We start from the raw sequence: 21796 nt of genomic DNA on the forward strand, positions 1-21796 counted from the left end.
TTATCAGACTAGAAGAAGTCGCGCTTATTCGACTAAGCGCTCGGAGGTGGCTTGTAACGATGGAAGAGAACGCAGCTCATCTGGTCCGCAAATATAAAACCAATTGCCCTTTTGAAATTGCTGAAGCGCTCGGCATACATATTCGCTATATGGATCTTGGGAAATCAACCAAGGGATTGTATTACAAAAAATTGAGACGACGCTTTATTATTATTAATGAAGGGCTTTCGGATCAATGGCAGCGATTCGTATGTGCGCACGAACTAGGACATGACCGACTGCATAAAGGCATTAATCGCTTTTTTTTAGAAGAACATTCTTACTTCTGGCCAGGTAAATTAGAAAGACAAGCCAACTATTTTGCGATTACATTACTAACAGTTGGACAAGAACAACGAATAGGAGAAACGACCGAAGCTTTTGCTAAACGAACAGGCATCCCACCAGAGATGTATTATTTTTTTGATTATTAATCGAACATACGTTCTTTTTAACGTTTTTAAGCTTATATTGACTACAAAAAAAGAGTGGTTTAAGATAACCACTCTTTTTGCTGTACAGATCTAGATTATCTTTTAAGATTGTTGAATACGAAATACATGAGCAATTGGCGCACTTGTTACATCGGTTACAGATGCAGGCAATTTCACCACAATACCTTCTTCATTTTGTTCAAAGTCTAATCCTTCAATGACTTCTTCGCCTAATAAATCGATACTTGTGATCTGTTCCATATAAGGAATACTGATCGTAGACGGAACCACTATCGCTTCGTTCGCATATAAATACGACGCATATACGGTCTGCTGAGCTGCTTTACCTGTAAATGCCCAGCCTTGTGTATACACAGGCGCAATACTGCGTGTTCCATATACAGCTTCTCCATACACATTGAGCCAAGCGCCCAATCCTTTGATCCGATCGATAGCTCCTTCTGGCAAACGTCCATCCGGTTGTGGCCCTACATTCAGCGCTAGATTACCACCTTTGGCGACAATCTCCATTAACATATGCACTAATTCACGCACTGACTTGTAGTTGTCTTCATAGCGGAAAGAAAACGAAGTTCCCATCGTCACACAGCTTTCCCATGGAATCGACATCGCATGTTCTGGAACTGTCTGCTCAGGGGTTACTATATTTTCATAAGCTCCTCCTACAGTACGATCTGCTGACAATAACCACGGTTGCTGTTTACGCGCTTTTTCAACCACTTCACCCAGACGAATATCTTGATTGCCTTTACCCGGTCTAACCCATCCTGCATCTAACCACAGTACATCAATCCGTCCGTACTTCGTCAACAATTCCAAAATCTGCTCATGTGTAAATTCAACAAACTTTTCCCATAACCATGGATATTGAGCAGGATCGTATGAAGGGCCGCGCCATGAATTTTGTCCACGTTCCATGCCATCTGCCCAGTAATATGGAGTATGCCAATCCGCTTTGGAGAAATAAGCAGAGATTGCTAATCCTTTTTCCCGAAAAGCATTGAACACATTGCCAACAATATCGGCGTATTTGTGTTGATGAAAAGGAGTGTCTTTGCCTGTAATACGATAATCGGTTGTGTGCGTATCCCACATACAAAATCCATCATGATGCTTGGTTGTAAAATTTAAATATTTGAATCCACCTTCTGCCGCAAGTTCTGCCCAGACTTCCGGTTGAAAGCGGATCGGATTAAATGTTTTGTTCAGATCGAAATACTCTCTTTTCAATTCTTCTTTGTCCGGTTGCCAATCGATCCCGTCTCTTGACCAATCGCCATCATCATCACTAAGCGCCCAGGATTCGACTACCCCTAGCTGTGAATAAGGCCCCCAATGCATCATCAGCCCTAGCTTCTGATCTTTGAACCATTCTAATCGTTCCAAAATGAACGGATCTTCTGGCTTAACCCAGGATTCCTCACTGCTGTAATTATGTACCCCACCCTGTACTTCCATCAGCTTTTCCATCAATTCACGTTCTTGTTCATTCATCGGTTGCTCACTCATTGCTTTTTCCCCCTGTCGCTTAGTTATAGATTGAAATGCTTACTATATCAATTGGCGATACAGAGGGAACTTCCTGCAAGATTCTTTTATGATTGTGTATACTTTTTTTCGTTCTACCCTGATAACTTCGGTAAAAAGACGATCCCTAGCAAAATAAGTGTTAATACGATACATATATTTTCAAATTTATCGCCTTTTTTGGTTCCTGTGCTCATCAAATTAAAACGCAATCTCCATTTAAGCGGTGGCAATAATTTTACGCCTCGATTAGTTAGAGAATCAGCTAATAAATGTAGAAAATAAGAAACTCCACCCGCTATCCAGATACTTTTGCCTAGATGAGCAGTCGTTCCATACAATAACGCTGACCATGCGGCTGTACCATAGATCGTATGAGTTAATCCCCGGTGAGGTAAAAAGGTACAAATAATCAGCAAACTACCTGCCATATAATTCCATGGAGCTATATCTCGGCCATAAATAATCATACCGACTCCAATCATAAACATCACAAATTTGCGCAAAGAACGAACAGGCAAAAAAGCTATAAAGACAACAGCGACTGCGATCCCTATATCCCACGGCATTCCAAAAAGCCCTTTCCACAAAATCCATACGACCGATACAAGCATAATCGTCTGTAATACGCGCAATAGAGGTTCAGATAATGTTTTGGAGACAAGCAGTGAATTAGGCTCATCGATATCGGGTAATAAAGAACTAACAGCCGCTGCTACAACAGCTGCTGATGTCACCGGTATTCCTGCAAGTGTCATCAACGAAACGGTGACGCCGGTACTAATAATAAAATGCGATTTACCCATCATAATAAAAAAATCTTCCTTTCTGCCAAGCACATCCAGTTATTCATGTTGTTTTGTAAATGAAATGTTTGATTTGTTAGATGAATGTTAAATTTTTACTATTCACCTTTTTATCCTGATTATTCATAGTAAGATAGCTATAAAGACATCACATAAGAATTCGATCACATTTTCTACCATCTTTTAAAGGAGCGTTCATATGGGAACATTATCAAAATTGCTCCGTATTACATTATATTGTTCACTATTGAGCCTGATGCTTACCAGTTGTAATACAGACCATCTAGCTTCTTCATCTGTAACTAGCAAATCATTCAAGATACAGTCAGGAGAACAAATTATGCATAAAACTTCGCAATCTGTGCGTGTCACACCTAGCGATACATCAGAATATCCGATTCATCCCGATCATCTGGCAAATGAATTAGTTAAAGGAAATTATGAGCAAATTTATTCTCAGACATCTCAAGCTTTTAAAGAAGAAGTATCATGGGATACGTTTCTCAAAGTTATTTCTTCGTTTGGCGATGATGCCAAAGGGTTCCAAGCTATATCTGAACTCAAACAAGACCATACGATTCGCAAAGTCTGGGTAGACGAACAACAACGTCGCGGAATCGTTGCTGTGTTCGCTGATCAGCTGCCTGATTATCCAGATCATACAATTTTAGGCTTACGTGTAAACGAGCTAGAAAAGTATCCTGCTACAGATCATATACAGACTCAAACGATATTCAGTCCACCTGTTCAGCAAAACTGGCAAGTGGTCTGGGGTGGCTCTAATACATTGATCAATTACCATTATGAATATCCGAATCAACGTTATGCTTATGATCTTATCGTTACTCAAAATGGATCTTCTTACCGTGGTAATGCAAAAAAGAACAGTAGTTACTTTGCTTTTGGCCGACCGGTTACTGCACCTGCTGATGGCAAAATCATTAAAGTCGTGAACGATATTGCAGATAATACTCCTGTAGGTTCAACAAATGAACAACAGCCTGCTGGTAATTACGTGATCATTCAACATGCTGATCGTGAATACAGTATGCTTGCTCATTTTCGTCAACATTCGATTACAGTACAAGTCGGTGATACGGTGAAACGTGGACAAGTGATCGGACAATGTGGTAATTCTGGCAATTCCAGTGAACCTCATATTCATTTTCAAGTGATGGATCAAGCCAATTGGGCAGATTCTACTTCGTTACCTGTACAGTTTGTCAATAACATTTCACCTATTCAAGGCGAGGTTATGCATCCCTCATTATAGCACGTATGTTCGCTTTTGTATAAAAGAGAAAGACAAGCGTTATCTCCAGCACGAGATGGAGAACGCTTGTCTTTGTTTACAATAATTAGCTATTCATATGTTTAGCATAGAACCTGCTCAATCAGATCTATTCTATTACATTTTTTCTAATGAAGGAGAACTTGTTTCAGCTTGTTGTAACTCTTGTAGACGTTCTTGAATACGACGTTTGCGATACAACATTTTACCTGCTTCTGCGACACTTTCAAGTGCGGTATGGTTCGTAAATGCGCCAAAAGCAATCCCGGCAACAGGGATCAATTGAAATAATTTTTTGATCCCAAAATTATCACGATAGGTGGTGATGACTTCATGCCACCCTTTCATTTGCGAAAATACTTCTTTGGATGTATCTGCATGATCAAAATCTGATAATTCTGCTAAAATTGATTTTTTGCCTACTACATCAGAAGAAGCGAATTGCAGACATTTCATAATAAACAAACGCTCTTTCGGATCTTTTGGATCATAACCGTAACATAATGCAATCTCTTGTAGTATTTTGAGCGACATCCCAATCATTGCTGGAATATCTGCCGAAATAGTGAAAATACCGCCTATGCCTGTTGTTGCTCCTTGAAGCGCTGCCCAGTTGGAACGATTTTTGGATAAAGAGTCTGCTGTTTTGTTCATCACTTGCAAAGGCAATTGAGATGCTTGTGATATCGTTAGCTCTTGCTCAGCTTGACCTTGTTCTTTAGCTAGACGTTGCAGGACTGCTTTGGATGAAATTAGATATGTTCCTCCACTTTGAATAAAACGTCCTAACTCATTTAAGACTACTCCTAATTTGTTACGGATCATTTTAGGTGTCATTTTATCGAGGATCATAAAAGGAATACGTCCCAATCTGTCCCAAAACATAAGACCACCTTGATTTTTTTCCCACTTTTTAATCTGTTGTAATGCTTGTTCAAGTTCAGCCTGACTCTCCATAGTGTTCATCGTATTGGGCTCCTTCAATCCATAATTAATGCTCTATTTTATTTATTATAATAGATATTAAGCAGTTACTACACCTATGTTACCTATTTATTTATCAAAAAAAGCCCTATAACCATTTTCTCTATCTACAGAAAAAATAATTATACGGCTTATTGTCTTTGTAGATGCTCCGTACACATAATTTTAGATATAAAAAAGCCGCGGGTCGTGGATCTCCGCGTCTATCGGTGATACTCATTATATTAATGTTTATTTAGATAGAAGATATGGCTTGATGTTGATTCGCTTTATCTGCTTGATTGTCTTCTTCACGTAAAGGTGCATAAGTGACACGATCTAATACCAAACCGTCGCCTACTGGCTCGCCATTTACTGTAATTTGAATCTTTCTATAATTATGATCAAAGTTAGAATTGTACATTTTTCTTTCACTCCTAGTATAGTTAATCTTCGTATTTGTATGTGGTGGAACTGGAAATTTTTCTTGGCCTGTCTTAGTATTACCCGTATTTAGAAGAAGTTAAACATCTTTCATATGTTTTTGCCGGAAATGTATCTGACTCATATAGAACAAAATGTATTTTTTCCTGTAAACCATGTAATATTAGGGTATATGTATTATGATACATCTTTACACTGAATCTATTGAAAAGAAAGGGGGATCACAATGCCAAAAAGGACTCAACCGTTACGAATATTTTTGGTCGGCTTCATCGTATTATCAGGGCTATTTACAAGCCAGACGATGGCACATGCAGGTTGGTGGGAAGACTACAAAAATGGGATTGAGACTTTTACGAATTTGCCCCAGGAAGTGAATGAACTCAAACAAGGGTACGATCAAGCATTAAATAAACTTGATCAAGCTCAATCGAATATAGAAGCTTATCGCACAGAAAATGCACGTCTGGCTGAACAAAATGCTTTACTCGCACAAACGGTAGAACAACTCAAACAATCGGAAGCTGATCGTGCACAAAGCGCTCGTTTTTGGAAAGGATTGGTCTTTACTGCTATAGGGATAGTTGTACTTTTCTTTATATCTACCCGTCTGATCCGTTTTGGCTTACGTCGCCGTTAATGATACGATTGATCGAAAAGAAAACAGTGACTATGTTAATTATAAATTTCAGGAGGAACCCTTTTGCACTTGGAATGGCAACAATCAACCAAAATGCCTTCGTCCGGACAAGCGGTAACGATTGTACTAAATGAAGCGGAAAAATTGCATATGCTCCATCCCGGTCAAGTGATAGCATATACCGGCCCTTCTGGAGGACGCAGTGATCGCTTTATGGATGTCAAAGGAATGTACCGCAAACGTAATCTGATTCGAGCTGACTTTACAGGTTCATGTCGATTTATCGCTTCTCTTCCCCCCGGTTTTAATTTGATGCCTATTCCTATTAGTGGTGGTAGTGATCTTCTTTATGATTTTCGACACCTTTTTTATTATACAGATGGTATCAAAATGCAAACCCGACTCTTACAGTTCAAAAATATGCTAATTACTCGTGATGCGATCAAAGTAAAATTTAGCGGTGAAGGTGAAATCGGCATTTTGACCAAAGGTGCTGTTGTTGAAATGAAACTTCATCCTACCGAACCTTTATATGTAGATGCTCGTAGTCTACTTGCTTATCCTGAGAATGCTCAATTGAAGTTAAGTGTCTATGGTAATCATCTGGCTAGCCAGCATATGCATTATCAATGGCAAATGACAGGTAATGGCTCGGTACTGATTCAAAGTGGGCATGATAGTGGCGAACTGGAAAAGCATTTGCAAGGCGATGGATTGTTCAAGCGAGTGCTACGTGAAGTGATTCCTTTTGGTGGCATATTTATTAAATAATAAGTTGAATCCAAAAATGGATCGATTAGCACACCTTGTTATCTCAGGTAGCTATTCGATCCATTTTGCGATTAACGAGCTCCATTATCCCATAATTCAAACTCGGGTTTGATCCATTTGTTAAGCTGTTTGAACTGCTTCTGATCAATATATGCAATCAATAAATGATGATCTTGCGGGCTAGCGACAAATTGTCGTTCAGGATTACGTGTGCGATCCAGCGCAATCATATGATCAAAAAAGCTTTTATCGATCCATTCATTTTTATAATCCAAATTCCATTCTATCCGTTCTCCCTGATAGATAAACGAAAACAGTACATTGCGTTTCTCATGATCGACACAACTGCGAATATGTTTCATTTCAAGGGCGCCATCGGTCATTTGCACCATACGCTCCGCCAGTTGAGTATAAATATCGGTATCTTCTACCGCTTTGAGATCCACATACCAGATATTACTTGTATGATTTGCCCATTCTTCTTCGATCAATGTCTGCCCGCCCAATGCGATCAATAGATGCACATAAGGCTTCTCCTCAAACCAAGCTTTATCTTTACCACTCATTAAATGTTCAAGACTAATTCCTTCATTTACGGTAATACCTGCTTCTTTCAGACGTGTCCACTGATCAGCTAAAGGAACCGTTTTGTTACGAAAAAAACCAATCATCATACATCTCCCTTCCATATGTGCTGTCTATTATAAGCTACGATGTGTACAATTATTGCTGCATCAAAATCATGCCGCCTGGAACTCCTACTTTCTCTCATTAGATATATGAATATGGAATAGCTCTTCTTTTGCATATTATCCTATAATAACCCTTTACGCCAAGTGTTATAACTCCATTGTATGTAAAAATAACAAAAAATAGCTAACATCCTGTCTAATGATGACGGATATTAGCTACTTCTTCATAGGTTGTCTATGATTTACTCGGAAGCAGGGTTTTCTTCATTCGCTTCATAAAAATCCCAAACCGCATCAATAATACGATCAAACGTATCATCATCTTCACTAATCAGCGTTTCCAGTGCCAGAATTTCTTCTTCTTTACCGGGTTCATTGAGAAAGTGCAAGCTATAATCCCACTCTTTGCCACGTTTGGTGAACAGTGTCACTTCATAAGGTTCTGCATGCCCTTCGACGACTAATTCCACTTTGCCAATATACCCTTTATCCGGTTCAGGCACTTGCTCCAATTGAGCATTACGTATCGTGATATTCATTGTATATTCTCCTTTGTTGATGAAAATCAGTTGTTTGTTTTATTGTAACATGGTTTGATCAATATATTTATACCAACCTATATCGATCACTTCTTTATCATTCGGTTCAGAGAAATCTTCATATTTAAACCTTGAGCTCTTTTGTCTAAGTATAAAATCTTCAGGATGAGCCCATTCTGTTTCGCACTCATTGCAATACACAAAATATTTTGGAATGGAAATTTCTTTAACAATCACAACCCATCCTTGTGAGCAAACACAACAATTTCCAATCGGATATTTTTCAAAGTAATCCAAATGAAACCCTCCTTAATTATTGAATATTCTTAAAAATCGTGAACATCTGACCATACAAAATCTTCTTCAGTTAAGTTTTTTGTATCCATATCTTCTAATGTTTTAAAAAAGTATATAATCGTGTCTTCCAATGCTTTATCTATAGAATGACCAAAACCTGAAATCCAATCAGGCTCATGATCTATCTGACTTCTAACAGCGACATTTGGTGAACCAAAATATCCACCTGTACTGCTCTCTCTTATTTTTATTTTAAATTTAAAAAAAGGTAGCTTTTCCATTGCATGTATATTAAATTCAGCGACTACTTTTTCTATCTTATTTACACCATCTATTTTAATATTTTTCCAATCCTCCAAATGTTTATCTCCTTCTACTTAGTTTTATAAATTATCTGCGATAATAATCCAATTGTTGTTCCAAGGTTCCTGTATGGAACTCTAATAAATGTCCATCAGGATCGCGGAAGTAGATAGATTTGTTTTCCCCATTTGGATTATGCTGATGACTTTCTTCTATTGTTGCACCTGCTTTTAATAATCTTGCTTGTAGCGTTTCTATATCTTCTTCTTTTACTGAAAAAGCTATATGAGTATAGGACTGTTTACTTTCTTCTTTTACCATATTTTCTTGCAGATTTAATGTCCACCAAATTCCTGCACTTTCAAAATAAGCTATGTTAGGTCTTACTAATAAAGGTTGTACGCCAAAAACATGAATATAAAAAATTACTGCACGCTCCATATCTGCTACAGAAAAAGTGATATGTCCTATGCTACGAATAACAGGCTTATCCTCTTTATCTAAATCAACATCAATATTTTTCAACTGTTCTCTCAAATCCCAATTTTCTGGTCTACGTGTAAGAAAGTTAGCCCATGTACCCTTATATCTTAACCAACTTTTGCGATATTCTTCTACAGTCACAGGCTCACTTGCTCCATCATCATCGAAACCTGCTTGAAAAAAGCAACAAGAACATATCTCATAACTTGGAGCATCACCTTCCCATTGCGGTTCATCCAATTGATCATATCCACATACAGCACATATATATTTCATTACTATTCACCTAGTCCTGTACAAATTTTAAAATCAAACCTATAACATTCGTAGTATTCATTCTCTATTTTTAAAATCTTATGTTTATTTGAGCAATTCAACTCTAACTCTCATCTACGATTAAATAATATTAATTAAAATATTGATCGTATGTTCCAATCCTCCAAATGTTTATCTCCTTCTACTTAGTTTTATAAATTATCTGCGATAATAATCCAATCGTTGTTCTAACGTCCCTGTATGGAACTCTAGTAAATGTCCGTCCGGATCGCGGAAGTAGATAGATTGCCCTTCTCCTTCTGGATTGCGCTGACGGCCTTCTTCTATTGTTGCACCTGCTCTTTGAAGCCTAACTTGTAAAGTTTCTAAATCTTCCTCTTTTACCGAAAAAGCAATATGAGTATATGATTGGTGAATCTCTTGTCTTGGTATATCTTCTTGTACATTCAATGCTAACCAAATACCTGCTATTTCAAAATAAACAGTCTTCGGTTTGACTAATACAGGCTGAACAGCAAATACATTAATATAAAAAGTCATTGCATGCTCGATATCAGCTACAGAAAATGTAATATGTCCTATCCCATGAATAATAGGCTTATCCTCCTTATCTGGATCAACATTTATATTTTTTAATTGCATTCTTGCATCCCAATGCTCGGGCTGATTTTGATATGATCCTCTCCATGGGCTTCCATTCTCTAACCAACGTTTGCGATATTCTTCGACACTAACAGGGTAACTCGCTCCATCGTTATCAAATCCTGACTGAAAATAGCAACAATCACATATTTGATAACTTGGCGAATCACCTTCCCATTGCGGTTCGTCCAATTGATCATATCCACATACAGCACATATGTATTTTTCCATCGATTACTCCTTTAAAATCTTTATAAATTATTTAGTTCTAATCATGCATCATTGCTTGCAAATATGCTATACTAACGAAGCAGTTTTTTTAAGTTTTATCCTGAACAGAAGATAATCCGTGGTGTCCTGCAAAGAACTACTTTCTGCTGATAAAGTAGATAACGTGGTTCCGTACAGAGCAACGCGGGAGAGGTTCGCGAACTCCCTCTATAAAAAACTATCAATCCTGATTAATGCAACGATTAAAAAAGATCATTTGTGTCTTTTTTAGCATTGATATGAGGTTTGTTTTTTGTTGGACAGGTTCATGGAACTCTCTTCTTCCCGAAGGACGACAAGATGTAGTATGTAGAACACTTTGCTAATTAGAATGATACAGATTCTTTTGACCAAGTGATTTTCATGCTGATGTCTTGATATCCCTTTAAGGAAATGGAGAGATTTTTTTATGCTTAAAAATGAAAAAGCGGTCGTCGTTTTCAGTGGTGGCCAAGATAGTACAACCTGTTTGTTCTGGGCAAAAGAACAATTTGCTGAAGTAGAAGTGGTAACGTTCAACTATGGTCAACGTCATAGCGCAGAGATCGAAGTCGCTACTCAAATCGCTAACGAATTAGGTGTTGAGCAAACGATTCTCGATATGAGTCTACTCAACCAATTGGCTCCTAATGCGCTAACTCGTTCGGATATTGATATTACGCACGAAGAAGGCGAATTACCAAGCACATTTGTGGATGGACGTAACTTGTTGTTCTTGAGTTTTGCTTCGATTATGGCCAAACAAAAAGGCGCGCGTCATATTATTACCGGTGTCTGTGAAACGGATTTTAGCGGATATCCCGATTGTCGTGATATTTTCGTCAAATCACTTAATGTAACGTTGAATCTATCCATGGATCATCAATTTGTGATTCATACTCCTTTGATGTGGCTTGATAAAGCTCAGACATGGGAAATGGCAGATCAATTAGGTGCTTTTGATTATGTACGTGAAAAAACGTTAACTTGCTACAACGGTATAGTTGGCTCCGGTTGCGGAGAATGTCCTGCTTGCAAATTGCGTCAAGCTGGACTGGATCGTTATCTGGCAGAACGTCAACAAAACAACTCTACTGAAGGTACACGTCGATGAATCAACCGGGCCCTTTCCGTATCGTCGAAAAGTTGCAGCAGTATGGTACAGATATCCAACATGAACAGCTCCGCTACCATCGTAGACGGGTGCTTATCAATAAAGAATTTACATTTGATGCGGCGCATCATTTACATGCCTATGAAGGTAAATGTATGAATCTGCATGGTCATACGTACCGGGTGATTTTTGGAATTAGTGGTATTCCGAGTGATAATGGAATCGTTGTAGATTTTGGCGATATTAAAGACATTTGGAAAGCACATATCGAACCTTTTCTGGATCACCGTTATTTGAATGAGACACTACCTCCGATGAATACAACGGCTGAAAATATGGTCGTGTGGTTATATGAACAAATGGAATTAGCATTACAAAGTGAGCCTTATGCAGCTCAAGTCGAAGGCGGACGTGTAGAATTTGTACAATTGTATGAGACACCAACCAGTTACGCAGAAGCAAGACGGGAGTGGATGCAAGCATGAGTACAACCTTTAAAGTAAACGCCGAGCAAGTTGCCAAAGCGAACCAGTTAGCCAGCTCAGATGCTAACGACCATCATCATTCCGAACACACCACTCAAGCCAAAGTAGCTCCTATTCCTGTACTGGAGATTTTTGGACCTACTGTACAAGGTGAAGGAATGGTGATCGGGCAGAAAACGATGTTTGTCCGTACAGCTGGTTGCGATTATCGTTGTAGCTGGTGTGATTCTGCTTTTACATGGGATGGCAGTGCCAAAGATCAGATTATGCGCCTTAGCGCTGAAGAAGTGCATGCTCAATTGTTTGAAATTGGTGGCAATCGCTTTAACCATGTGACAATCTCAGGCGGGAATCCTGCATTGCTTCCTCAATTAGGTGAGCTGGTGAAGTTGCTTGCTGAAAAAGGGATTCGCACCGCTGTTGAGACTCAAGGTTCCAAATGGCAAGATTGGTTGACCGATATTAATGAAGTTACGATCTCTCCTAAGCCACCAAGTTCAGGAATGACAACAAATTTTGAAATGCTAGATGATATTATTCGTCGTCTGGAACACAATCAGATTAGTCGCTATACCGCTCAAGCGCAAGAAACGTCTTTATCTTATGCAGGAACATCACAGTTTGCTCATTCGTTTAGCCTTAAAGTGGTTATTTTTGATGAACATGATCTGGCTTATGCAGAGAAAGTACATGTGCGCTATCCGAATGTATTGCTTTATTTACAGACGGGTAATCCGGATGTGACCAGTGCAGATGATCAGATTGCTGCTTCTTTATTGAAGCGTTATGAGTGGCTGATCGATCAAGCGATGGAAATGCCTGCTTTTAATGATGCTCGTATTTTACCGCAACTGCATACACTGGTATGGGGCAATAAGCGCGGAGTGTAGCAGATCATAATATACTTCATTTTTTCACGTAACATGCTAGAAGCAGTAAATTGAAAGTCATTATATATTTAGAGGAGATTTGTTCTTATGTCAGGAAGACAACCAGATGAAATGCAAGATTTAACATTGCTCGGCAATCAAGGCGTCAAATACAATTTTGAATACGATCCAAGTATTCTTGAAAATTTTGATAATAAACATCCTTATCGCGATTACTTCGTCAAATTTAACTGCCCTGAATTTACAAGCCTTTGCCCGATTACAGGACAGCCAGACTTTGCTACAATCTATATCAGTTATATCCCTGATCAAAAAATGGTTGAAAGTAAGTCACTTAAGCTCTACCTGTTCAGTTTCCGCAATCATGGTGATTTCCATGAAGACTGTATGAATATTATTTTGAACGATCTAGTTAAATTAATGGAACCTCGTTATATCGAAGTCTGGGGTAAATTTACGCCACGCGGCGGGATCTCTATCGATCCATATACGAACTATGGCAAGCCAGGAACCAAGTATGAGCAAATGGCAGAGCACCGTATGATGAATCATGATATGTATCCTGAAACGATCGATAATCGTTAATTGTAATATGAAAATGCTCTATAAATAGAATTTTGCTTGAAGCTAACGTGTTATTGCGTTAGCTTTTTTTGTTATTTTTCTATGATAAAGCATATATTATTTTGTCGATTTATGGTGTTCACAAAATATACTAAAAATATTTTATTTCCAAATTATCTTTAAATTCTTTACTTTCTCTACTTCATTTTAACTTCCATAATGATAGAAAAACCTATCCCTATAGTCGGAATAAGCGTATGAACAATCTGGCTAACACCTTATCATTATTCTCTTTTATATATAACAATTTGAATATAAAAGTCACTTATAATTCTTTTTAACAATCCTTCTGCGCTCAATGGTAGCCGTACATATGATCTTATAATGATATTAATTTGTTATTCATTTATTTCCATTAAAATAGACTATTTAAATTCATTTAAAAATCAACAATCTGGTATTTATGATATTTCATATTCAAAAACTATTGTTACGAAAGCGTTATTTTAAATTTCGCTATAATTATATTCTGTGATTTTTAACTATTTTTTATAGTATTTTCTGGTATCGCTTCCATCAAATATTTAAAATTTTAACAGTTGATTTTACTTTATTTGGGAATAAAATAGGTAATGTACTCTTTTCCATACTTACAAGAAAGTACAGAAAAGAAAATGATTATTTTCATAAACAGAAAAAGGAGATGGACAGATTGAGTACAGAAACCAAAATTAAAACAACGAATCCAACCGACGTAGCGAAAACAAAGGTGACAACAGGTGCTGATGTTGTTGTTGATAGCCTTATCGCTCAAGGAGTTGAATATATCTTCGGCATTCCAGGAGCTAAGATTGATGCAGTATTTGATGTTTTGCAAGATCGAGGTCCACAATTAATCGTATGTCGTCATGAACAAAATGCTGCTTTTATGGCGGCGGCAATCGGTCGTTTAACAGGGAAACCTGGCGTATGTCTTGTGACTTCAGGTCCAGGCGCATCTAATTTAGTCACAGGTCTTGCAACAGCCAATGCCGAAAGTGATCCAGTAGTTGCTCTTGCAGGTGCAGTCTCCAGAACAGATCGTCTTAAACGTACTCACCAATCGATGGATAATGCAGGATTGTTCGAACCGGTTACCAAATACAGCGTTGAAGTCGAACATCCTAACAATGTAGGCGAAGCAATTACGAATGCGTTCCGTGAAGCTTCTGCTTCTCAACCGGGAGCTGCTTTTGTTAGTTTGCCGATGGATGTACTGGTAAGTGAAGCTAAAAAATTCAATTTCCATACAATGCATACACCACAGCTTGGTACAGCACCTACTCATCTGATTGATGAAGTGGCTACAGCGATTCGCCAAGCCAAATTGCCTGTTATTTTATTAGGTATGAAAGCAAGTAGCCCTGAAGTAACACAAGCGATTCGTGAACTGATTCGTGATACTGATATTCCAGTAGTCGAAACATTCCAAGCTGCTGGCGCTATCTCGCGTGATCTCGAAAAACACTTTCTAGGTCGAGTCGGACTGTTCTGTAATCAACCTGGTGATCTACTACTCAAACAATCTGATCTAGTGCTCACTGTGGGTTATGATCCTATCGAGTATGATCCTCATTTATGGAATCAAGAAGGTCAACGACTTGTTTTTCATTTAGATAATCGCAAAGCGGATATTGATCATTATTATCAACCACAAAGCGAATTGATCGGTAATATTGCGCTTAATATAGAAGCGTTATCTACACAGTTGGAAGGTTTACGCCTTTCTTCACAATCGCTTGAAGTGCTTGCACGTTTACATCATAAACTAGAACAAGATGGTCAAGGATTCCATTCTTCGCATCCAGATCTTGTTCATCCGATAGAATTTATGAAAACATTACGCGGTATGATCGGCGATACAGTCACTGTGGCTTGCGACGTTGGCTCCCATTACATCTGGATGGCACGTTACTTCCGTTCTTACGAACCTCGTCGTCTGTTGTTTAGTAACGGTATGCAGACGTTAGGTGTGGCGATGCCTTGGGCAATCGGCGCTTCATTAGTACGTCCGAATGAAAAAGTAATTTCGATTTCTGGTGATGGCGGCTTCTTATTCTCTTCGATGGAACTAGAAACGGCTGTCCGCTTAAATACACCACTGGTGCATATTGTATGGCGTGATGGTGCTTACGATATGGTTGCTTTTCAACAAGTGATGAAATACGGTCGTACCTCTGGTGTCGATTTTGGCAAAGTCGATATTGTAAAATATGCTGAAAGTTTTGGCGCATTAGGGCTACGTGTCAATCGTCCTGAAGAGTTAGAAGATGTACTCCGTCAAGCGATGGCACATCAAGGTCCTGTTGTTATGGATGTACCTATTGATTATCAAGATAATATCAAATTAGGTGAAAAACTATTGCCTGATGCGATCAACTAATACAGATTTATTGATCTCAACAATCGTATAACAATTATTTATGGATAACATTGGATTTTATTTGAAAAAGGAGTCAGACAGAAATGGGAAATCACGTAATATATCAAGCTTCAACAATGATCGCTTTACTCAGCGGTATGTATGATGGTTCAGTCACATTTGGCGAACTCAAAAAACATGGTGATTTCGGCATTGGTACTTTTCATCAATTGGATGGTGAAATGATCGCTTTTGATGGTAAATTCTATCACCTGTATCCAGACGGTAGTGCTCAGCAGGTCGGTATGCAAGAAAGTACACCGTTCTCGACAGTGACTTTTTTTGAAGAGGAAAAAACATTCCAGATCAATCGCACACTGACTCGTCAACAATTGGAAAAAGTACTGGACGATCTACTGGATAGCCCTAATATTTTTCATGCAATACGTATCGATGGTCAGTTCCGTGAAGTCAATACACGAACTGTACCGCATCAACAAAAACCGTACAAACCGTTTATCGAAGTAACCAAATCGCAGCCCTCTTTCCATTTCCCTAATACAGGCGGAGTGATTGCAGGCTTCTGGACACCAGCATTTGCTCAAGGAATTGGTGTAGCAGGTTATCACTTACACTTTATTAATGATGAGCGTAATGGTGGTGGTCATGTGCTCGACTTTATTGTGGATCACTGCACGATTTCAATATGCAGTAGCGAAGATTTCCAATTGGCTCTTCCACATGATCAAGAGTATTTACATGCCAATCTTGAAGCTCCTAATTTGGAGCGCGATATTATGACTGCTGAAGGTGCTTACTAAATCAACACACTTTATAGTGTTTGATGAATATTTTTGATGCTAGACCAGTTATACCCTCCCTATTACTTAACCTACCTTTCTTTTGACGAAGAAGAGGTAGGTTCTTTTTTGTATTGTTTTTCGTCAATTTTTAACAATTTTTGTATATATAAAAGCAAAAGAAGTTCAATATCTAAGGCTATAGCAACTGTGTTGGGCTCTTTATTATTGTTACACTGTACCTATATTCGAATATACACTTTTGTTGATACTTCCATCCTACCTTATCGTTCGTTCATGCAAGTAAGCTTTCAAGCTTTATTGTTGTTGATCTGATCAGATATGATTTAAAGGAGGGTAAAACATGGAACGTAATATGCGTATTATTCCTTACGAAGTGATTGCTCATGCAGAACAAGTTACTGAAACACCAACAGGTGTAGAAATGATTCAAGCTCCGCAAGTCTGGGACACTACCAAAGGTGCAGGTATTACTGTCGCTATACTCGATACAGGCTGTGATACAGATCATCCTGATCTACAAGGTCGTATTACCAAAGGACGTAACTTTACAGATGATGATCAAAGTAACCCTGATATCTATGAAGATTATAATGGTCATGGTACTCATGTAGCAGGTACGATTGCAGCGATCCAAAACAATACAGGTGTAGTCGGTGTAGCTCCAGAAGTGAATTTACTCATTGGTAAAGTTTTAAATAAAGATGGTTCCGGTCAAATTGACTGGATTATTCAAGGAATCGAGTATGCTATCGAGCAAAAAGTAGATATTATTTCGATGTCTCTTGGTGGGCCTGATGATGTACCTGAATTACATGAAGCGATTCAAAAAGCAGTCAACAGCAATATTCTAGTGATCTGTGCCGCTGGAAATGAAGGCGACAACGATTCTAATACTGACGAATATGGATACCCTGGTTATTATAATGAAGTCATTAGTGTAGGCGCAATCAATCTTAATCGCCAATCTTCCGAATTTTCGAACTCGAATAATGAAGTTGATCTAGTGGCTCCAGGTGAAAATATATTATCGACATATTTGGATGGTAAATATGCCACACTGAGCGGAACCTCTATGGCTACTCCTCATGTATCCGGTGCGATGGCGTTAATCAAAGTAATCGCGAATCAAAGCTTTGAACGAGAGTTAACAGAGCCTGAACTTTATGCTCAATTGATCAAGCGTACGATTCCTCTCGGTGACTCTCCTCGTCTCGAAGGAAATGGAATGGTCTATCTGACTGCTCAAGAAGAGCTTGCCAAATTATTCAAACCACAGACTATTGCTAGACTGTTAAATATTTAAATGCATCAGATTCATATTCTGCGTATTTATGTCTACTTTAGTGTAGATGTAGATACGTTTTATTTTTTTCTAGAATGAACCTGTATGTCATTTCTGATATACTGATAAAAAGACAATATCGGTAGATCCGAATTGTACTTTTAGCTTTACAAATAGCTATACAATACATATGTATGTTGGAGGTGTTAGGACTAAGCCAGTGAATGGGTGAATATCCATTTAAGCTGACTTTACATTGTTTTCTGCTCTGATCCTGCTTGGGACCGAGACGGAAAAGATGATCGCCATGTGATTCTTTTTTGGACTCAGTGCCTTTTTAGTGATGAACTAAAAGGTTTTTTTGTGTTACAGCGTGTATATTATACTGAAAAAAGGAGTATTATGAACATGTCGTTGCCATCACTCACCAAAAAGATAAACAATGCTTCTCCCGGTTCTACAGCGAATCAGACAATATTCGGAGTTTTACTTGCAATCTCCCTTGTTCATTTGTTTAACGATTCGATGCAATCGGTCATTCCAGCTATTTTTCCTATTTTAAAAGAAACGATGAATCTCAGTTATACGCAAATTGGTTGGATTGCGTTTGCGATTAATTTTACCGCTTCTATTATGCAACCTGTTGTTGGTCTTTTTTCAGATAAGCGTCCTACCCCTTCTCTCCTGCCTATCGGAATGGGATTTACATTTACAGGCATGTTATTACTTGCTTATGCAAGTTCTTATTCAGCAGTGTTGCTAGCTGTAGTATTTGTCGGATTAGGGTCAGCAACTTTTCATCCTGAAGGTTCCAAAGTGTCTCATATGGCGGCCGGGAATCGAAGAGGATTGGCTCAGTCTATTTTTCAGGTGGGTGGTAATGCAGGACAATCACTAGCTCCCCTGCTCACTTCACTGATCTTTGTACCGTATGGTCAATTCGGAGCTATCGGATTTACCGGAGTTGCAGCGGCAGGAATTATTGTTCAAATCTTTATCGCACGCTGGTATGGACGAACGATTCGTAGTGAAAGTTTTGCCAAAAAGCATCGCAATGCTGGAAAAATTCGCCCTGAACTGAAAAATCGAATTGCATTTGCAATGATTATTTTAATTTCACTTGTTTTTGTGCGCTCTTGGTATTCGTCTTCGATTGCAAGTTATTATAGTTTTAATTTAATCGAGGGTTTTGGACTAAGTGTAGGCGATGCACAGATTTACATTTTTCTATTTTTAGCTGCTGGGGCTTTAGGTACTTTTTTCGGTGGTACACTAGCAGATCGTTTTGGAAAACGAAATCTTATTTTTGCATCGATGGCAGGTTCAGCACCTTTAGCTTTGATTTTGCCGTATGCTAATTTATTTTGGAGCGGCGTATTGTTAACGATTATCGGATTTATTCTTATTTCTAGCTTTTCAGTCACTGTCGTCTATGCTCAAATGCTTATCCCTGGCAAAATTGGTACTGTATCTGGATTGATTACAGGATTGGCTTTTGGATTAGGCGGACTTGGAGCCTTAGTCGTAGGTAACTGGATTGATAAAATAGGGATCTCGCCTGTGATGCAGTTATGTAGCTTTTTGCCATTACTTGGAGTCATCACGTTCTTACTTCCTTCTGATCGCAAATTAAGTGAATGGACAGAAGGTGCTTCTGAAGCGTAATCACTATATAATCGTGCTTTTAGTAAAATCATATATATAGAAAAAAGCCCACCCTTTATACAAAGGATAGGCTTTTTTTGTTGAATAGATAATACTTAACCTGCGCTAGAAGCAGATGAAGCACCGGAAGCAGCAGCACTAGAAGAAGCTGCAATATATCCGTTTTCCATAGCTTGTACTTTAGCTTGTTGTACATAAAATTGTAGTTTAGCCAAGTCTTGTTTCACTTGATCTACATGTACTTGATATTGGAATTTATCAAAATCGTATTTTGTTACTACGCCAGCGTTGTAACGAATCTGCATATTGGTATTATCCAGAGTCACATCACTTACTGTACGTTGCGCTGTTACAACACTTTTATATGCTGTATCTGCATCAGTGTAACTTGATTCGATAGATTTAGCCAAATCAATTTTACCTTGAGTCAATTGTTGTCTAGCAATTTCAGTATTTGCTTTGGTTGCTTGCTCATCAAAGCTGTTGGCTGCATTTTTATCTTGGTTATCTTCTTCCCATTGAGCTTGAACAATGCCATTAGCAAGCGTCTGTACTTGGTATGAAGAAGACAAGATTGTATCTACATTTTTCTTTGTAACCGGTTCTACAGTTACATCAATATCTGTTAATTGAATATTTGGATTGTATTCAATACCTAGATCAAATGAAATAGTAATCAATGCTTTTTGGTAAGCATCTTCAAGATTAGTTAAGTTATCTTTTTCTGCTAACAAAGCACGATTTGCTTTATCGATATCTTCTTGTGTACCTGATCCTAGAGACTGTAATGTTTGAGCACGTTGTACATCACGAGTCAATACATCGATATAGTCTTTAGACAATTGAACTTGTTTTTGACTTGCCAACAGTTGTACATATTGACCTGTCATACCAAGTTTGATACCTTCTTTAGCTTCATTGATTTGAAGTTCTGTATTTTCTTTTTGAGTATCCAAGCTGTTAATATTTTTTTCTAGTGTTTTACGAGAAGTTTCAAGTTGTGTGTTTTGAGCGGCTGCACTTTTATTTAGTCCATCCGAAATTTTACCTACAGCATCTTGAAGTTCTTTTAATTGTTGCTCGTAAGCATCACTTGGATCTGGCTTTGATGGTTCAGGAGTAGGTGCTGGTGTAGGATCAGCAGCATCTGTAGCACTAGCAGATCCAGAACCACTATTGTCTGTTGTTGCAGCTGGCGTAGCATCTTCTGCTTGAGCGCTCACTGTATTAGCAGCTTTTAGTGAAGGACTTACTGTAGTTACAGAACCACTTTGTGAATCATCACCGTTAACACCTGAATCTGTACCACTATTATTATCAGATGGAACATGCAATACAGGAGAACCATTACCTGCTTGAATATTAAAGCTATTATTCAAGTCAACTAGATTTACACCTAGACTCGCATTTTGTTGATCTAACACTTTATATTTTAATTGAAGAAGTGCAAGGTTATAAGAATCATTTAGTGCTAGATTGATAACTGTATTTAGATCCAAAGTATCAAGCTTTTTCAATTCGCCTGCTCCAGAGATCGTTAATTGTGATGCTGGGGTAGCTGTTGTGTCTGTTACAACTGGAGTCGGTATTGCATCCGCAGCATGAGCCATAGTTAGTGGTTGAGATGCTACAAGTACCATAGCCAGAAGAGAAGCGCCGACCATTCCTTTTTTCATATCCATATTACCTCTTTTCATATATTCAAAAAAATACTTTCACTCGCAAATGAATGCTTCTGCCAAAAACATTTAGTATAGCTAATAAAATTAATTTAGCATTACTAACAAAATAAATCAACTACAATTCAATAAATCATTTATAATTAAAAATAAGTTTGATTTAAAAAATCGTTTCTTCTACTTATATAAATGTATGAATACCCTACCTCTATATTATATACCTTAAATGACATATACGTAATCCTTGTTCAAACATTATTTTAAAATAAAATCATACCTTGAGATATCCCTTTCCTTAAGTCCACTCTAATAAAATAACCACCAGTGCTACCAAAATAGACGCAGCAAGTAAAAGATGTATTTTTTCTCGCACCATAGCAGGCTTTGTATTTATATAATGAAGTTTGTGATTTGGCGTATTATTGTTCCTCTGATCTGGATCATAATGATCTGTCGGTCTCACAATGAATCACCT

24 protein-coding genes and 1 riboswitch are annotated in these 21796 nt (G+C 38.1%); of the genes, 12 read left to right on the forward strand and 12 right to left on the reverse strand.

The features are described from left to right. Window positions 1-59: 59 nt before the first annotated feature. Complete coding sequence (locus tag PQ460_RS18350; protein WP_204825286.1) at window positions 60-473, forward strand: ImmA/IrrE family metallo-endopeptidase; 414 nt, start codon at window positions 60-62, stop codon at window positions 471-473. A 102-nt stretch (window positions 474-575) separates the two neighbouring features. Here PQ460_RS18350 and PQ460_RS18355 read toward each other — a convergent pair whose 3' ends face one another. Continuing rightward, window positions 576-2003, reverse strand: a complete 1428-nt coding sequence (locus PQ460_RS18355) for an alpha-L-fucosidase (protein ID WP_274170687.1) — start codon at window positions 2001-2003, stop codon at window positions 576-578. A 113-nt stretch (window positions 2004-2116) separates the two neighbouring features. Continuing rightward, a complete protein-coding gene (locus PQ460_RS18360; RefSeq protein ID WP_204825288.1) occupies window positions 2117-2830 on the reverse strand; it encodes a metal-dependent hydrolase in 714 nt (237 codons plus the stop codon). A 337-nt stretch (window positions 2831-3167) separates the two neighbouring features. Here PQ460_RS18360 and PQ460_RS18365 point away from each other — a divergent pair, with 337 nt between their 5' ends. Continuing rightward, entirely contained in the window at window positions 3168-4100 is a 933-nt protein-coding gene (locus PQ460_RS18365) for a M23 family metallopeptidase (RefSeq protein WP_274170688.1), read from the forward strand. 135 nt (window positions 4101-4235) lie between these two features. On the opposite strand, the gene PQ460_RS18370 is transcribed toward PQ460_RS18365, so the two are convergent. Then, complete coding sequence (locus PQ460_RS18370) at window positions 4236-5084, reverse strand: EcsC family protein (protein ID WP_274170689.1); 849 nt, start codon at window positions 5082-5084, stop codon at window positions 4236-4238. Window positions 5085-5337: 253 nt separating this feature from the next. Beyond that, window positions 5338-5505: a hypothetical protein gene (locus PQ460_RS18375; RefSeq protein ID WP_273615229.1), complete on the reverse strand. Its 168-nt coding sequence runs from the start codon at window positions 5503-5505 to the stop codon at window positions 5338-5340. 246 nt (window positions 5506-5751) lie between these two features. Between PQ460_RS18375 and PQ460_RS18380 the strand changes: the two genes are divergently transcribed. Together PQ460_RS18380 and PQ460_RS18385 are read left to right on the forward strand one after the other, a co-directional pair. Further along, window positions 5752-6165 carry a hypothetical protein gene (locus tag PQ460_RS18380; RefSeq protein WP_273615228.1) on the forward strand — a complete coding sequence of 138 codons (414 nt, stop codon included), beginning with the start codon at window positions 5752-5754 and terminating at the stop codon, window positions 6163-6165. 93 nt (window positions 6166-6258) lie between these two features. Beyond that, window positions 6259-6936: an AIM24 family protein gene (locus PQ460_RS18385; RefSeq protein WP_274172965.1), complete on the forward strand. Its 678-nt coding sequence runs from the start codon at window positions 6259-6261 to the stop codon at window positions 6934-6936. Between the two features lie 71 nt (window positions 6937-7007). On the opposite strand, the gene PQ460_RS18390 is transcribed toward PQ460_RS18385, so the two are convergent. From PQ460_RS18390 to fosB, 6 genes are all read right to left on the reverse strand, one after another. After that, window positions 7008-7607, reverse strand: coding sequence for a hypothetical protein (locus tag PQ460_RS18390; RefSeq protein WP_274170690.1), 600 nt, complete (start codon window positions 7605-7607; stop codon window positions 7008-7010). A gap of 263 nt (window positions 7608-7870) precedes the next feature. Continuing rightward, window positions 7871-8167 (reverse strand): hypothetical protein, encoded by a 297-nt coding sequence (locus PQ460_RS18395; RefSeq protein WP_274170691.1) that lies wholly within the window; start codon window positions 8165-8167, stop codon window positions 7871-7873. Window positions 8168-8206: 39 nt separating this feature from the next. Further along, complete coding sequence (locus PQ460_RS18400) at window positions 8207-8464, reverse strand: hypothetical protein (protein ID WP_274170692.1); 258 nt, start codon at window positions 8462-8464, stop codon at window positions 8207-8209. Window positions 8465-8493: 29 nt separating this feature from the next. Then, complete coding sequence (locus PQ460_RS18405; protein WP_273615225.1) at window positions 8494-8823, reverse strand: hypothetical protein; 330 nt, start codon at window positions 8821-8823, stop codon at window positions 8494-8496. Window positions 8824-8854: 31 nt separating this feature from the next. Further along, complete coding sequence (locus PQ460_RS18410; RefSeq protein ID WP_274170693.1) at window positions 8855-9526, reverse strand: VOC family protein; 672 nt, start codon at window positions 9524-9526, stop codon at window positions 8855-8857. A gap of 198 nt (window positions 9527-9724) precedes the next feature. After that, window positions 9725-10120 carry a metallothiol transferase FosB gene (gene fosB, locus PQ460_RS18415; protein ID WP_420540664.1) on the reverse strand — a complete coding sequence of 132 codons (396 nt, stop codon included), beginning with the start codon at window positions 10118-10120 and terminating at the stop codon, window positions 9725-9727. 462 nt (window positions 10121-10582) lie between these two features. After that, a riboswitch (PreQ1 riboswitch) is annotated at window positions 10583-10626 on the forward strand. Between the two features lie 221 nt (window positions 10627-10847). Here fosB and queC point away from each other — a divergent pair. The 8 genes from queC to PQ460_RS18455 all read left to right on the forward strand — a co-directional run bounded on the left by queC (window position 10848) and on the right by PQ460_RS18455 (window position 19642). Continuing rightward, entirely contained in the window at window positions 10848-11531 is a 684-nt protein-coding gene (gene queC / locus PQ460_RS18420) for a 7-cyano-7-deazaguanine synthase QueC (protein ID WP_274170694.1), read from the forward strand. Then, window positions 11528-12016, forward strand: coding sequence for a 6-carboxytetrahydropterin synthase QueD (gene queD, locus PQ460_RS18425; protein ID WP_204825297.1), 489 nt, complete (start codon window positions 11528-11530; stop codon window positions 12014-12016). Before queC ends, queD begins: the two co-directional genes overlap by 4 nt. A gap of 158 nt (window positions 12017-12174) precedes the next feature. Then, the gene (gene queE, locus PQ460_RS18430; RefSeq protein WP_274172966.1) at window positions 12175-12906 is read left to right on the forward strand and encodes a 7-carboxy-7-deazaguanine synthase QueE; all 732 of its coding nucleotides are present in this window, start codon (window positions 12175-12177) and stop codon (window positions 12904-12906) included. Between the two features lie 87 nt (window positions 12907-12993). After that, complete coding sequence (queF, locus tag PQ460_RS18435; RefSeq protein ID WP_273615221.1) at window positions 12994-13491, forward strand: preQ(1) synthase; 498 nt, start codon at window positions 12994-12996, stop codon at window positions 13489-13491. A gap of 682 nt (window positions 13492-14173) precedes the next feature. Further along, on the forward strand, window positions 14174-15892 hold the full coding sequence (gene alsS, locus PQ460_RS18440) for an acetolactate synthase AlsS (RefSeq protein WP_274170695.1): 1719 nt from the start codon (window positions 14174-14176) through the stop codon (window positions 15890-15892). Window positions 15893-15975: 83 nt separating this feature from the next. Further along, complete coding sequence (gene budA / locus PQ460_RS18445) at window positions 15976-16692, forward strand: acetolactate decarboxylase (RefSeq protein WP_274170696.1); 717 nt, start codon at window positions 15976-15978, stop codon at window positions 16690-16692. A gap of 343 nt (window positions 16693-17035) precedes the next feature. Beyond that, window positions 17036-17998, forward strand: coding sequence for a S8 family peptidase (locus PQ460_RS18450; protein WP_274170697.1), 963 nt, complete (start codon window positions 17036-17038; stop codon window positions 17996-17998). A gap of 387 nt (window positions 17999-18385) precedes the next feature. Then, window positions 18386-19642: an MFS transporter gene (locus tag PQ460_RS18455; RefSeq protein WP_273615218.1), complete on the forward strand. Its 1257-nt coding sequence runs from the start codon at window positions 18386-18388 to the stop codon at window positions 19640-19642. 95 nt (window positions 19643-19737) lie between these two features. Here the strand turns inward: PQ460_RS18455 and PQ460_RS18460 are convergent, their stop codons facing one another. Both PQ460_RS18460 and PQ460_RS18465 read right to left on the reverse strand, forming a co-directional pair. Then, the gene (locus PQ460_RS18460; protein ID WP_274170698.1) at window positions 19738-21339 is read right to left on the reverse strand and encodes a TolC family protein; all 1602 of its coding nucleotides are present in this window, start codon (window positions 21337-21339) and stop codon (window positions 19738-19740) included. Window positions 21340-21616: 277 nt separating this feature from the next. Next, on the reverse strand, window positions 21617-21784 hold the full coding sequence (locus PQ460_RS18465) for a hypothetical protein (RefSeq protein ID WP_273615216.1): 168 nt from the start codon (window positions 21782-21784) through the stop codon (window positions 21617-21619). Between the last annotated feature and the right edge of the window lie 12 nt (window positions 21785-21796).

Source organism: Paenibacillus sp. KACC 21273 (assembly GCF_028736095.1).
In the GTDB taxonomy this organism is placed as follows: domain Bacteria; phylum Bacillota; class Bacilli; order Paenibacillales; family Paenibacillaceae; genus Saccharibacillus; species Saccharibacillus kyungheensis.